This is a genomic window from Streptomyces corallincola, assembly GCF_019104725.1.
GTDB classification, from domain to species: Bacteria; Actinomycetota; Actinomycetes; order Streptomycetales; family Streptomycetaceae; genus Streptomyces; species Streptomyces corallincola.
This window is the reverse complement of sequence record NZ_JAHRXF010000037.1, coordinates 20751-34430: the sequence shown is the minus strand read 5'-3', so window position 1 is coordinate 34430 and position 13680 is coordinate 20751. Positions and strand designations below refer to the sequence as shown.

Genomic DNA, 13680 nt, shown 5'->3' with positions numbered 1-13680 from the left:
GTTCTGCCGGGCTTCTCAGGCGGCACTCAGCAAGCTCTCATGGTGGCGGGCAATGCTTTTCGTATGACCGACAGCCACCGCCGAAGCGGCGAGTACGAGTACGGGGACCCGCAGGGTCCCCAGGCCCAGCAGGGTCCCCAGGCGCAGCAGCAGTACGGCTACTCCGCTCCCGTGAACCCCGAGTGGCCGCCCCCGCCGCCGTACGACCCGCCGACGGTCGTCGCCGGGGCCGGGGCGCCCGGGCCCGCGCCGAAGCGGCGCAGGCGGGGGCCGACCGTGCTGGTCGCGGCGGTCGCCATCGTGGCGGCGGCGGTCGGCGGTGCCACCGCGTACGGCTTCCAGGAGCTGACCGGGAAGAACACGGTCACGGCGGCCGGGACCACCACCAACGCGGTGCCCGCCTCGCAGCGCGGAGATGTCGCCGCCATCGCCTCGGCGGTCAGCCCGAGCGTGGTCGAGGTCCAGGCCCGGCTGAGCGACGGCACGTCCACCGGTGCCGGGGTGATCGTCACCAGCGGCGGCCAGATCGTCACCAACAACCACGTGGTGGCGGGCGCCGACTCGGTGAAGGTGCGCACCAGCGACGGCACGTCGTACTCCGTGAAGGTGGTCGGCACCGACCCGGCGAAGGACCTCGCGCTGCTCCAGGTCCAGGGCGGCTCCGGCTTCAAGGCGGCCTCGCTGGGCAACTCCTCCGACGTGCGGGTCGGTGACTCGGTCGTGGCGATCGGCTCGCCCGAGGGGCTGAGCGGAACCGTGACCAGCGGCATCGTCTCCGCGCTCGACCGGGACGTGACCGTGCCGGAGGAGGGCGGCCAGAGCCAGAGCCAGGGCGACCAGTTCGGGCAGGGCGGCGGACAGGACGGCCAGGGCGGCGGCTTCGGGGACCAGTGGCCGTTCCAGTTCGGCGGACGCCAGTTCAACGGCGACACCGGCTCGTCCACCACCACGTACAAGGCGATCCAGACGGACGCCTCGCTCAACCCCGGCAACTCCGGCGGCGCCCTGATCGACGCCTCCGGCGACGTCATCGGCATCAACTCGGCCATGTACTCGTCCGGCGCCCAGTCCTCGTCCTCCTCGGACGCGGGCAGCGTGGGACTCGGATTCGCCATCCCCATCGACACCGTCAAGTCCGACCTGGCCAAACTCCGGGCGGGCGGCACGAGCTGAATCCACGGCACATCGGGGTAGACGGGCCCACGAGCCCGACCCCGTGCGGGACGAAAGGGAGTACGTCATGATCGAGCAGGTTTCGCACCCCACCACCACCATCGCTCCGGCCGACATCACCCTCGCCCTCTCCGTGGCCCACGCGCTGCACGCGCCGACCGAGGCACCGCGGCCCGAACTGCCCCCGCTGCACGTGCCGGAGCTGATGGGCCTGCGCACCTCCGCCGACCGCCCGCACCGCCGCAAGGTGCCGCTGCGCCGCCTGACCGCCATGCGCGAGCTGAGCGCGCTCGGCGTCTGACCGGCGCCTTCCCGGCAGGTCCCGCAGGCCGCCCGACGCCCCCGGTGTTCCACCGGGGGCCGGACCCGGCGCCGCGCGGGCCGCCCGCGGGGCGGGACGGAAACGTGCGAGGCTGAGCAGCACCCCCGCCCACCGACCCGACCGCACCCCCGAGGAACCGCGATGAGCCCCGCCGAAGGCGACCCCCAGCGCATCCTGATCGTCGATGACGAGCCCGCCGTCCGCGAGGCGCTCCAGCGCAGCCTCGCCTTCGAGGGGTACGGCACCGAGGTCGCCGTGGACGGCGCGGACGCCCTCGACAAGGCCGCCGCGTACCGGCCCGACCTCGTCGTCCTCGACATCCAGATGCCCCGCATGGACGGGCTGACCGCGGCCCGCCGCATCCGGGCCACCGGCGACACCACCCCCATCCTGATGCTCACCGCCCGCGACACGGTCGGGGACCGGGTGACGGGACTGGACGCGGGCGCCGACGACTACCTGGTCAAGCCGTTCGAACTCGACGAACTCTTCGCCCGCATCCGCGCGTTGCTGCGCCGCAGCTCGTACGCGGCGGCCGTCTCCGACGAGGCCCGCCAGGACGAGGCGCTCACCTTCGCCGACCTGCGCATGGACCTCGCCACCCGCGAGGTCGTCCGGGGCGGGCGCCAGGTCGAACTGACCCGCACGGAGTTCACGCTCCTGGAGATGTTCATGGCCCACCCGCGCCAGGTCCTCACCCGCGAGCAGATCCTCAAGGCCGTCTGGGGCTTCGACTTCGAGCCCTCCTCCAACTCCCTCGACGTGTACGTCATGTACCTGCGCCGCAAGACCGAGGCGGGCGGCGAACCCCGGCTGGTGCACACCGTGCGCGGGGTGGGGTACGTCCTGCGGCAGGGCGGCGCCGAGTGAGGAGGCTGGCCCGCCGGTACCGCTCGCTGCCGATCCGGGCGCGGCTCGCCATGCTGGTGGCCGCCGCCGTCGCGTTCGCGGTGGCCGCGGTGTCGATGACCTGCTGGTTCATCGTCCAGCGCAAGGTCTACGACCAGGTGGACAGCGATCTCCAGAAGGCGGCCTCGCCGCAGCGGCAGCGGGACGTCACCTCCACCCTGGAGAGCTGCCCGCAGGCCCCGGCCGACGCGGGCGTCGGCAGCTTCCACGCCGGTTACTACTACGTCCAGCTGGTCCGGCAGGACGGCACGTCCTGCGTGTTCTCCAACTCGGCGGGCCGGGTGCGGACCGACCCGTCCGACGCGTCCGTCATCAACCAGATCTCCGTCCGGGACGGCATCCTGCGCGCCCGCGTCATCAAGCGGGACGGCACCGACTCCAAGGGCGCCGCCGTCCGGGTGCTCGTCCAGCCGCTCACCGTCAGCCAGCCGGACGGGCCGCCCGCGCTGTACCCGAACACCGCGCTCCTGGTCGCCATCCCGCTGAAGAACACCCAGGACACGCTGAAGGACCTCGCGCTGATCCTGCTGCTGGTCTCCGGCATAGGGGTGATCGGCGCCGGGGCCGCCGGGCTCGCCGTCGCGCGGGCCGGGCTGCGGCCGGTGGACAAGCTGACCGAGGCCGTCGAACACGTCGCCCGCACCGAGGACCTGAGCATCCGCATCCCGGTGGGGGACGACAGCGACGACGAAGTGGCCCGCCTGTCACGGTCGTTCAACTCCATGACCACCGCGCTGGCCAGCTCCCGCGAACTCCAGCAGCAGCTCATCGCGGACGCCGGGCACGAACTGCGCACCCCGCTCACCTCGTTGCGCACCAACCTCGACCTGCTCACCCGGAGCGAGGAGACGGGACGCCCGCTGCCCCCCGAGGACCGCAAGGCGCTCCTCGCCTCCGTGAAGGCCCAGATGACCGAGCTGGCCTCACTCATCGGGGACCTCCAGGAACTCTCCCGCTCCGAGGGACAGCACGGCGAGCGCGTCCAGGTCCTCTCCTTCCAGGACACGGTGGAGGCCGCCCTGCGGCGCGCCCGCCTGCGCGGACCCGAACTCACCATCACCGCGCACCTGGAGCCGTGGTACGTCCGCGCCGAGCCGTCCGCCCTGGAGCGGGCCGTCGTCAACATCCTCGACAACGCGGTCAAGTTCTCCCCCGAGGGCGGCACGATCGACGTCCGCCTGGTGGACGGTGCCCTCACCGTCCGCGACCACGGTCCCGGCATCCCCCCCGACGAACTCCCGCACGTCTTCGACCGCTTCTGGCGCTCCCCGGGCGCGCGCGCCCTCCCCGGCTCCGGCCTCGGCCTCTCCATCGTCGCCCGCACCGTCCGCCAGGCGGGCGGCGAGGTCTCCCTCTCCCCGGCACCCCCACCCGGCGACGGCACGGTGGCGACGGTGCGACTGCCGGGGGCGCCCGTGCCGCCACCGGGTACGGCGGAGTAGGGGGCGGATCGGGCGCGGGAACGCGAAACGGCCCCCGGGGGCTCGTGGTCTCCGGGGGCCGTCGCGTCAGGGGGTCACTGGACGATCGTGATGCGGTTCGCCGCCGGGGGGGTCAGGGGGGCGGAGGGGGTGGAGGTGGCCGTGAGGTAGTTCGCCAGGGCGGTGAGGTCGTCGGAGCCGACGAGGTCGGAGGTGCCCTGGGCGAGGGTCGGGAAGCCGTCGCCGCCACCGGCGAGGAAGCTGTTGGTGGCGACGCGGTAGGTGGCGGCCGGGTCGAGGGGGGCGCCGTCGAGGCGGATGGAGTCCGTGACGACACGGTCGGCGCCGGACTTGGTCAGGTCCAGGGTGTACGTCAGGCCCGAAGAGGGCTGGAGGATCTTCGGGGCCGCCGCGTTGGCCCCGCTGACCTGCTCCTTCAGGACCTGGACGAGCTGGGCGCCGGTGAAGTCCTGGAGGTTGACCGTGTTGGCGAAGGGCTGGACGGTGAAGCCCTCGGCGTAGGTGACGACTCCGTCGCCCTCGGCGCCCTTGGCCGCGTAGGTGAGCCCGGCCCGCACGCCACCGGGGTTCATCAGGGCCAGGCTGGTCTTCGGGTCGAGTTCGCGCCCGTGGGCGAGCTGGGCGTCGGCGATGAGGTCGCCCATCGGGGACTCGGTGCCGGTGTTGTTGACGTCGCCGGAGATCCAGCCGACGGGGCGGTTGCCGATGGGCGCGGCGAGCGTGTTCCAGCGGCTGATGAGGTCGGTCATGTCGGCGGCCTTGGGCACGTCACGGGTGACGACCCGGTTCGCGGACTTCACGGCCGTGCGGGCGATGTCGCCGGTGAAGCGGTCGTAGGTCAGCGTGGTGTCGGTGTACAGGCGGCCGAAGGACGCGGCCGAGGTGACCATGCGCGGCCGGCCCGCCGGGTCCGGGATGTCGCAGACGTACGCGTTGTGGGTGTGCCCGGTGACCAGGGCGTCCACGGCCGGGGTGACGTGCTTGGCGATGTCCACGATCGGGCCGGAGATGCCCGCGCCCGCGCCGCCCGCGTCGCAGTCGTAGTTGTACGACCCGGAGGCCGGGAAGCCGCCCTCGTGGATCAGCGCGACGATGGACTGCACGCCCTGGCGCTGGAGTTCACGGGCGTACTTGTTGATGGTCTCCACCTCGTCCTTGAAGACGAGGCCCTTGACGCCGTCGGCGGAGACGATGCCGGGCGTGCCCTCCAGGGTGACGCCGATGAAGCCGATCTTGACGTCACGTTTCTGCCAGACCCAGTACGGCTTGAGGATCGGCTTGTTCTTCTTCTCGTCCAGGACGTTGGCCGCGAGGTACGGGAAGTCGGCGCCCTTGAACTTCTTGTCCGTGTAGCAGCCGTCGGTGGGGTGGCAGCCGCCGTTCTGCAGGCGGCCCAGCTCGCGGGCGCCCTCGTCGAACTCGTGGTTGCCGACCGAAGTGACGTCCAGCTTCAGCTTGTTGAGCGCCTCGATGGTGGGCTCGTCGTGGAAGAGACCGGACAGCAGCGGGGAGGCGCCGACCATGTCGCCACCGGCCGCCGTCACCGAGTACGGGTGTCCCTTGCGGGCGTCGCGCAGGTGGGTGGCGAGGTACTCGGCACCGCCCGCGTCGATGGTCTTCGTGGTGCCGTCGGCCTGGGTCTCGGTGATCCGGCCGGAGGAGCCGGACGGCGGCTCCAGGTTGCCGTGCAGGTCGTTGAAGGAGAGCAACTGCACGTCCTGGTAACGGCTCGGCCATCCGTGCCCGTGCCCGTGGCCGCCACTGTGGGCCTGTGCGGGCAGCGCGGCGGTCAGCGCCGCCGCCGTGGCTAGCGCGGCCGTCGTACCGAGGAACGCGAAGGCGCGGCGTCGGGTGCGCTGGGGCGCGGCTGGCATGGGACCCCCTAGTGGGTCGGCTGTGGCAACAAGGCCCGTTCGCGGCGCAGCCTAAGGTCAACGCGCGTAGCAAAACAGGGGTTTCATGGTTACATCCTGGTTTCCCTTTGCCTCGCCCTTGCCGTCCCCTTTGCCCGGCGGCCGGTCCGCCGCTTCGCGCCGTACGCCCCGTACCCTCGTACGCATGAGCAGCGACGACACCGCCGGGGGCTTCCCCGCACGCTCCATCGAGTCCTACTCCGCGCTCGAACCGGGCCGGGCCGAGGCCGTGCTCGGACTGCTCGCGGAGGCCGCCCGGGTGGACGGACAGCAGCCGGTCTCCGAGCAGGGCCGCCTCCAACTGCGCGGCGGCGCCCGCGAGGGCGTCACGCACCTGCTGCTGACGGCGGGCGGCGAACTCGTCGGGTACGCCCAGCTGGAGGACTCCGACCCGGTGGAGGCACCGGCCGCCGAACTGGTCGTCCACCCCGCGCACCGGGGGCGCGGGCACGGGCGGGCGCTGGGCACCGCGCTGCTCGCCGCGTCCGGCAAGCGGCTGCGCGTCTGGGCGCACGGCGGGCACACCGCCGCCCGGCATCTCGCCCAGGTGCTCGGGCTCACCCTGTTCCGCGAACTCCGGCAGATGCGGCGGCCGTTGACCGAGCTGGACGCGCTGCCCGAGCCGGTGGTGCCCGCCGGGGTCCGGGTGCGGACCTTCGAGCCCGGCAAGGACGACACCGCGTGGCTCGCGCTCAACGCGGCCGCCTTCGCCCACCACCCCGAGCAGGGCTCCCTCACCCAGCGCGACCTCGACGACCGCATGGCCGAGCCCTGGTTCGACCCGGCCGGGTTCTTCCTCGCCGAGCGGGTGGACGACGGCGAACTCGTCGGCTTCCACTGGACCAAGATCCACGCCGAGGAGGCGCTCGGCGAGGTCTACGTCGTCGGCGTCCACCCCACCGCCCAGGGCACCGGCCTCGGCCGGACCCTCACCACCCTCGGCCTCCGCCACCTCGCCGCCCAGGGCCTCCCGGCCGTCCTCCTCTACGTGGACGCCGACAACACGGCCGCCGTCCACGTCTACGAGCGCCTGGGCTTCGAGACGTACGAGACGGACCTGATGTACCGCACGGAGACGTGAGCGCCGGGGCGCGCGGGCGGGCGTGAAGGGCGGCGCAGCCGCCTTCCGGGGGCGCGACCGGCCGCGCGCGCCCACCCGTGCCGCACCCGGCGGACGGTCCGCCGTCGCCCCCGCGCCCGCCGCGCGCCCCCCGTGAGACGCCCCGCGATATCCCGCACGTCATGTCTCCGTAACCGTTGATTCAGCCGGGCTTGCGACGCTCGGGCCATGCAGCCCGCCGTGCCAGAGTCCGCGCCGCCGCCCGAGGGACCCGCGGGGCCAAGGCCCGTCGTGCTCCCGCCCGCCCGTTCCGACGCGCCTGTCCCGGCCCCGGCGCGGAAGAATGGGGTCATGAGTCAGCCAGAGACGCGGGCAGAGATCCAGCACACGCAGCCCTCCGTGGGCTCCATCGCCGCACACCGGCCGCACACCGTGGCCGCGACCGTCTCCGACCTGGAACCGGATCTCGACGCCGACCTCGACGGGTACGAGGAGGCACCCGGCGAGGGCGCCCCCCTGCCGCAGGGCCGCTTCCTGGACCGGGAACGCAGCTGGCTGGCGTTCAACGAGCGCGTGCTGGAGCTGGCCGAGGACCCGGACACCCCGCTGCTGGAGCGGGCGAACTTCCTGGCGATCTTCGCCAGCAACCTGGACGAGTTCTTCATGGTCCGCGTGGCCGGGCTGAAGCGCCGTATCGCCACCGGTGTCGCCACCCGCTCCGCCTCCGGTCTCCAGCCGCGCGAGGTGCTGGAGATGATCTGGGCCCGCTCCCGCGAGCTGATGGCCCGGCACGCCGCCTGCTACCACGAGGACGTCGCCCCCGCACTCGCGGAGGAGGGCATCCACCTGGTCCGCTGGAGCGAGCTGGCCGAGAAGGAGCAGGCACGGCTGTTCACGCTGTTCCGGCACCAGATCTTCCCGGTGCTGACCCCCCTCGCGGTGGACCCCGCGCACCCGTTCCCGTACATATCGGGCCTGTCGCTGAACCTGGCCGTGGTGGTGCGCAACCCGGTCAGCGGCCACCGGCACTTCGCCCGCGTGAAGGTCCCGCCGCTGCTCTCCCGCTTCCTGGAGTCCAGCCCCGGCCGCTACGTCCCCATCGAGGACGTCATCGCGGCCCACCTGGAGGAGCTGTTCCCGGGCATGGAGGTGCTGGAGCACCACGCGTTCCGGCTGACCCGCAACGAGGACCTGGAGGTCGAGGAGGACGACGCGGAGAACCTGCTCCAGGCACTGGAGAAGGAACTCATGCGGCGCCGCTTCGGGCCCCCGGTGCGCCTGGAGGTCGAGGAGTCCATCGACCGCGAGGTGCTGGACCTGCTGGTGCGCGAGCTGAAGATCTCCGAGGCGGAGGTGTACCCGCTGCCCGGCCCGCTCGACCTGACCGGCCTGTTCCGCATCCACGGCCTGGACCGGCCCGAGCTGAAGTACCCGAAGTTCGTCGCCGGGACCCACCGCGACCTCGCCGAGGTGGAGTCCGCGTCCGCGCCGGACATCTTCGCCGCGCTGCGCGCCCGTGACGTCCTGCTGCACCACCCGTACGACTCGTTCTCCACCTCCGTGCAGGCGTTCCTGGAGCAGGCGGCGGCCGACCCGGACGTGCTGGCGATCAAGCAGACGCTGTACCGCACCTCCGGCGACTCCCCGATAGTGGACGCGCTGATCGACGCCGCCGAGTCCGGCAAGCAGGTGCTGGTGCTGGTGGAGATCAAGGCCCGCTTCGACGAGCACGCCAACATCAAGTGGGCGCGCAAGCTGGAGGAGGCCGGCTGTCACGTGGTGTACGGCCTGGTCGGGCTGAAGACGCACTGCAAGCTGTCGCTGGTGGTCCGTCAGGAGGGCGACACGCTGCGCCGCTACAGCCACGTCGGCACCGGCAACTACCACCCGAAGACCGCCCGCCTCTACGAGGACCTGGGGCTGCTCACCGCCGACCCGCAGGTCGGCGCGGACCTCTCCGACCTGTTCAACCGGCTCTCCGGCTACTCCCGCCGCGAGACCTACCGCCGCCTGCTGGTCGCCCCGAAGTCGCTGCGCGACGGGCTGATCGCCCGGATCGACAAGGAGGTCCAGCACCACCGCGCGGGCCGCCCGGCGTTCGTCCGGATCAAGGTCAACTCGATGGTGGACGAGGCGGTCATCGACGCCCTCTACCGCGCTTCCCAGGCGGGTGTGCCGGTGGACGTGTGGGTGCGGGGCATCTGCGCGATCCGGCCCGGGGTGACCGGCCTGTCGGAGCAGATCCGGGTCCGTTCGGTGCTCGGCCGGTTCCTGGAGCACTCGCGGGTGTTCGGCTTCGGCAACGGCGGCGAGCCGGAGGTGTGGATCGGCAGCGCCGACATGATGCACCGCAACCTGGACCGCCGTATCGAGGCCCTGGTCCGGGTCACCGACCCCGGCCACCGGGCCGCCCTGAACCGGCTGCTCGACACCGGGATGTCCGACACCACCGCTTCCTGGCACCTCGGCCCGGACGGGGAGTGGACCCGGCACGCGAACGACACGGACGGACAGCCCCTGCGCAACGTCCAGGAGATGCTCATAGACGCCCGGAGGCGCCGGCGTGGCAAAGCGACACCTTGACCCGACCGACCCCGCGGCCGAGGAGGTGACGGGGGATGCGCTCGCCGGTTATCTGCGCGCCCAGGCGACGGAGTTCCTGCGCGCGCTGCGCCCGCACCGCGAGTCGGGCGGCGGTCACCCGGCCCGTACGGCGGGCGGCGCCGGGAGCGGGGACGGCGCGGGCGACTCCGTGGACGCGGTCCGGGCGCTGCGCCGCTCGGCCCGCCGGATCAGCGGCAGCCTGCACACCTTCCGGCCGCTGCTGGACACCGCCTGGTCCGAGGAGATGCGGCCCGAACTGGCCTGGCTCTCCGGCACGCTGGGCCTGGAGCACGCCTACGAGTCCCGCCTCGAACGACTGCTGCTGGCGCTGCACCGGCTGTCGGGGGCGACCGCGTTCCCCGGCCAGACGTCCCTCCCCGGCCGGTCCCGGAGCGGCCAGGCCGCCCCCGTCGCCGTACGGACCTCGCTCGCGGCGGGGGCCGACGCCGGACCGGCCGCCCGGCCGGCGCCGGGGGGCGGTCCCGACCGGGGCAATCTGACCGTCGGCGCGGCCAAGGCGGGCGCGCTGCTGGAGCGCCAGCTCACCCTGGCCCGCACCCGCGCCCACTCCACCGCGCTCCAGGCGCTCGGCTCGTCCCGCTTCCACGCGGTCGCGGACAAGGTCGCCGTACTGGCCAGCGAGGTCCCGCTGACCCCGGCCGCGTCCGGCACCGGCCTGGGCGGGCTCGCCGAAGCCGCCGAGGAGCGGCTCGCGGACGCGGTGACCGCGCTGCCGCTGCTGGCCGCCGGGCACCCGTACAACGCGCAGGCCCTGGTCCACGGCCTCTCCCCCGACCCGTCCCCGCACCCGCAGGACGGCCCCTGGCACCAGGTACGGCTGCTGCTGCGGCTGCACCGGTACGCCCGCGAGGTGCTGCACGAGGGCGTACCGGTGGACGGGCGGCTGATCGCGGCGTGCCAGGCGCTGAACCGGCACCGCGACGCCTCGGAGGCGGCGGCGGCCGCCGCGCAGGCGGCCCGCACCCCCCGGATCGCCCCGGCCACCGCGTACGCGCTCGGCGTGCTCCACGCCGACCAGCGCCACGAGGTGGAGGCGGCCCGCTTCGCCTTCCAGCAGGCGTGGCAGCAGCAGCCGGTCGCCGCGCCGGTCAGCGCGTCCTGAACGGGGGGGCGATGAGCGACCGTACGGCGGAACCGGCACCGGCGGGCGGCACGGTCCGGGCGGCGGGCTGCGTGCTGTGGCGCCGCTCGCCGGTCCACGGCGGCCTGGAGATCTGTCTCGTCCACCGCCCCAAGTACGACGACTGGTCGCACCCCAAGGGCAAGCTGAAGCGCGGTGAGGACGCGCTGACCGCCGCCGTGCGGGAGGTCGCCGAGGAGACCGGGTACGCGGCCCGCACCGGCGCGGAGCTGTCCACCCTGTGCTATCCCGTGGGCGGTCGCCCCAAGCAGGTGCGTTACTGGGCCGCCGAGGCCGCGACCGGACGCTTCACGCCCAACGCCGAGGTGGACCGCGTCCTCTGGCTCGCCCCGGACGCGGCCCGCGCCCGTCTCACCCGGCGCCGCGACCGCGACCTCGTGGACGAACTGCTCGGCCCTTCCGCCGAGCGGTAGTTCACTCCCCGGCCGCGTGGCCCTCCGCGTCCGTCCTGGCCTGGCTGCGGGCCCGGCGGGCCGGGCCGCGCCAGCCGCAGGTGCAGCGGGCCACGCAGAACCGCCCCTGCTCCGCCGTCGTCGTCCGATGGTCCCGCCCGGCCGCCTCCGGCCCGTCCTGCTCCGCCACGCCCCCACGGTACCCAGGTCCCGGGCCGGTGTACCGGGCGCGTACGCCGGTCCCGCTCCCGGCGCCGCGTGACGGTGCCCCGCGGCCGTCGTTAACGGGAACGACAGGGGGCGGCCCGTGACGGACGTACCGGCTGGGGGTAGGCAGGCGATGGATCGGCGGCAGCACAGGCGCGCGGGCAGGACGGCCGCCGCGGTCGGGATCGTGGTCGGGCTCGGCCTGACCACCGGCGGGTGCGGCGAGGGCGCCGCGGCCGAACCGGCCGGGGGCCCGGCGGCCGACCCGGTGACCGCGCTGCGGGCCGCGTCCACCGCGCTGCGCGACGCGGGCAGCGCCAGGGCGAGCACCTCGATGGAGATGGCCACCGGCGGCACCCGCGTCACCATCCGGGGCGAGGGCGTCTACGACTTCCGGCGGCGGCTCGGCCGGCTGAAGGTGCTGCTCCCGGAGGACCCGGCGGGCACCGCCGAGCATCGGCCCATCACCGAACTCCTTTCCCCCGGCGCCCTGTTCATGAAGAACCGGGGCGCCGGGGTGCCCGCCGACAAGTGGGTGCGGGTGGAGACCTCGGGCCTGGCCGACGGCAACCTCGTCACCGGCGGCGCGACCGACCCGTACACCGCCGCCGAGGTGCTGCGCGGGACGCGGACGGCGGTGTTCGCGGGCCGTACCGAGGTCGGCGGGACGCCGGTGCGGCACTACCGGGGCACGGCGGACCTGTCGGACGCGGCACGGTGGGCCCCGGCGGAGGTGCGGGCGTCGCTGGACGCGGCGGCGAAAGGGTTCGCCACCGCCGAGGTCCCCTTCGACGCCTACCTCGACGACCGGGGACGGCTGCGCAAGCTCCGCCAGCGCTTCAGCTTCGTCAACGGCCGCGCGCGGACGCCGGTCGCGGTCGCGTCCACGACCCTGCTGTACGGGTTCGGCGTCCCCGTGGACGTCACGCTGCCGGGGTCGGGGGACATCTACGACGGGCGGATCGCGGAGGACGGCGGGGCGCCGGAGGACCGGGCGCCGGGGGCCGGGAGGGGCGCGGACCGGAACGACGGGATCAGGCCATCCCCGTGATCCGAACGGCGGGCCGGGACTAGCCCGTCCGTGCCATGCGCGGGGCGTACGCCCCTGCCTACTCTGGAGGCCGGTGACGGCAGGGAAGAGGTGACGCACGTGGCTCCGCTCGGCGGTACGGCAGTACAGGACCACGTGGCGCTCGCCGAGATAGAGCTGTACGGCGAGCTGATGATCGCCGCCGCGGCGGCCGAGGAGCCGCTGAGCCTGGCGAGCATAGACGCGGTGCTGCGGGTGTGCGCCGACCGCGAGCGGGGCGCGGGACCGGGGCCGACGGCGGACTGAGCGTTCGGGTCCGGGCGCGGGTCAGGTGCGCAGCAGGCGGGCGATGGCCTTCGTCGCCTCGTCCACCTTGGTGTCGATCTCGTCGCCGCCGCGCAGGGCCGCGTCCGCGACGCAGTGCCGCAGGTGCTCCTCCAGGAGTTGCAGCGCGAACGCCTGGAGCGCCTTGGTGGAGGCGGACACCTGGGTGAGGACGTCGATGCAGTACGTGTCCTCGTCCACCATGCGCTGGAGGCCCCTGATCTGGCCCTCGATCCGGCGCAGCCGCTTCAGGTGCTCGTCCTTCTGGTGGTGGTAGCCGTGCGTGGCGCCGGCCTCGGTCGTCGTCATCGCGGGCCTCCGTCTCGAAGCGGGCTGCGAACACATACCCCTGGTGGGTATATGGTACCGAGTTTCCCTGGGTAAGGGGGCCTTGGTGCGCCCCCGTGCTGATCGCACTGTTCGATGGGCGACACTGGACGACGGCCCGATAGCCGTGGCCGGATGTTGCGCCTAGCATCAGCCTGACCGAAACCGAAGCACCCCGAGGACCCCACGTGCGCTTTCGTCTGACCCCCAGGGAGACGAGCTTCTACGACATGTTCGCCGCGTCCGCGGACAACATCGTCACGGGCTCGAAACTCCTGATGGAACTGCTCGGGGCGGACTCCTCCGCCCGAGCCGAGATCGCGGAGCGGATGCGGGCAGCCGAACACGCCGGTGACGACGCCACCCACGCGATCTTCCACCAGCTCAACTCCTCGTTCATCACGCCGTTCGACCGGGAGGACATCTACGCCCTCGCCGGGTCCCTGGACGACATCATGGACTTCATGGAGGAGGCCGTCGATCTGGTCGTCCTCTACAACGTCGAGGAGCTGCCCAAGGGCGTCGAGCAGCAGATCGAGGTGCTGGCGCGGGCGGCCGTGCTGACGGCCGAGGCGATGCCCAACCTGCGCACGATGGCCAACCTCACGGAGTACTGGATCGAGGTCAACCGGCTGGAGAACCAGGCGGACCAGATCCACCGCAAGCTGCTCGCCCACCTCTTCAACGGCAAGTACGACGCCATCGAGGTGCTGAAGCTGAAGCAGATCGTGGACGTCCTGGAGGAAGCGGCGGACGCCTTCGAGCATGTGGCGAACACGGTGGAGACCATCGCCGTCAAGGAGTCCTGACCCGTT

The 13680-nt window shown here is 73.2% G+C and carries 14 protein-coding genes; 11 read left to right on the top strand and 3 right to left on the bottom strand.

Annotated elements, in window-relative coordinates; translation table 11 throughout:
* Window positions 1–63: 63 nt before the first annotated feature.
* The 4 genes from KUM39_RS21020 (at window position 64) to KUM39_RS21005 (ending at window position 3846) form a co-directional block, all read left to right on the top strand.
* Complete coding sequence (locus tag KUM39_RS21020; RefSeq protein ID WP_217787284.1) at window positions 64–1173, top strand: S1C family serine protease; 1110 nt, start codon at window positions 64–66, stop codon at window positions 1171–1173.
* 67 nt (window positions 1174–1240) lie between these two features.
* Window positions 1241–1474 (top strand): hypothetical protein, encoded by a 234-nt coding sequence (locus KUM39_RS21015; protein ID WP_217787283.1) that lies wholly within the window; start codon window positions 1241–1243, stop codon window positions 1472–1474.
* Window positions 1475–1636: 162 nt separating this feature from the next.
* On the top strand, window positions 1637–2365 hold the full coding sequence (locus tag KUM39_RS21010) for a response regulator transcription factor (protein WP_217787282.1): 729 nt from the start codon (window positions 1637–1639) through the stop codon (window positions 2363–2365).
* Window positions 2362–3846, top strand: a complete 1485-nt coding sequence (locus tag KUM39_RS21005; RefSeq protein ID WP_308288191.1) for a sensor histidine kinase — start codon at window positions 2362–2364, stop codon at window positions 3844–3846. Before KUM39_RS21010 ends, KUM39_RS21005 begins: the two co-directional genes overlap by 4 nt.
* 74 nt (window positions 3847–3920) lie before the next feature.
* Here the strand turns inward: KUM39_RS21005 and KUM39_RS21000 are convergent, their stop codons facing one another.
* The gene (locus KUM39_RS21000) at window positions 3921–5720 is read right to left on the bottom strand and encodes a bifunctional metallophosphatase/5'-nucleotidase (protein ID WP_217787281.1); all 1800 of its coding nucleotides are present in this window, start codon (window positions 5718–5720) and stop codon (window positions 3921–3923) included.
* 184 nt (window positions 5721–5904) lie between these two features.
* Between KUM39_RS21000 and mshD the strand changes: the two genes are divergently transcribed.
* The 4 genes from mshD (at window position 5905) to KUM39_RS20980 (ending at window position 10998) form a co-directional block, all read left to right on the top strand.
* A complete protein-coding gene (gene mshD, locus KUM39_RS20995; protein ID WP_217787280.1) occupies window positions 5905–6840 on the top strand; it encodes a mycothiol synthase in 936 nt (311 codons plus the stop codon).
* Between the two features lie 207 nt (window positions 6841–7047).
* The gene (locus KUM39_RS20990; protein WP_372455792.1) at window positions 7048–9402 is read left to right on the top strand and encodes an RNA degradosome polyphosphate kinase; all 2355 of its coding nucleotides are present in this window, start codon (window positions 7048–7050) and stop codon (window positions 9400–9402) included.
* The gene (locus tag KUM39_RS20985; protein ID WP_217787278.1) at window positions 9383–10546 is read left to right on the top strand and encodes a CHAD domain-containing protein; all 1164 of its coding nucleotides are present in this window, start codon (window positions 9383–9385) and stop codon (window positions 10544–10546) included. Before KUM39_RS20990 ends, KUM39_RS20985 begins: the two co-directional genes overlap by 20 nt.
* Before the next feature lie 11 nt (window positions 10547–10557).
* Window positions 10558–10998: an NUDIX hydrolase gene (locus KUM39_RS20980; protein WP_217787277.1), complete on the top strand. Its 441-nt coding sequence runs from the start codon at window positions 10558–10560 to the stop codon at window positions 10996–10998.
* Between the two features lies 1 nt (window position 10999).
* On the opposite strand, the gene KUM39_RS20975 is transcribed toward KUM39_RS20980, so the two are convergent.
* On the bottom strand, window positions 11000–11167 hold the full coding sequence (locus KUM39_RS20975; RefSeq protein WP_217787276.1) for a hypothetical protein: 168 nt from the start codon (window positions 11165–11167) through the stop codon (window positions 11000–11002).
* Between the two features lie 150 nt (window positions 11168–11317).
* Between KUM39_RS20975 and KUM39_RS20970 the strand changes: the two genes are divergently transcribed.
* The gene (locus tag KUM39_RS20970) at window positions 11318–12235 is read left to right on the top strand and encodes an SCO4651 family lipoprotein (RefSeq protein WP_246620496.1); all 918 of its coding nucleotides are present in this window, start codon (window positions 11318–11320) and stop codon (window positions 12233–12235) included.
* A gap of 90 nt (window positions 12236–12325) precedes the next feature.
* Window positions 12326–12520 (top strand): hypothetical protein, encoded by a 195-nt coding sequence (locus KUM39_RS20965; RefSeq protein ID WP_217787275.1) that lies wholly within the window; start codon window positions 12326–12328, stop codon window positions 12518–12520.
* Window positions 12521–12541: 21 nt separating this feature from the next.
* On the opposite strand, the gene KUM39_RS20960 is transcribed toward KUM39_RS20965, so the two are convergent.
* Window positions 12542–12847, bottom strand: a complete 306-nt coding sequence (locus KUM39_RS20960; RefSeq protein WP_217787274.1) for a metal-sensitive transcriptional regulator — start codon at window positions 12845–12847, stop codon at window positions 12542–12544.
* Window positions 12848–13053: 206 nt separating this feature from the next.
* Between KUM39_RS20960 and KUM39_RS20955 the strand changes: the two genes are divergently transcribed.
* Window positions 13054–13674 carry a DUF47 domain-containing protein gene (locus KUM39_RS20955; protein ID WP_217787273.1) on the top strand — a complete coding sequence of 207 codons (621 nt, stop codon included), beginning with the start codon at window positions 13054–13056 and terminating at the stop codon, window positions 13672–13674.
* Window positions 13675–13680 lie beyond the last annotated feature (6 nt).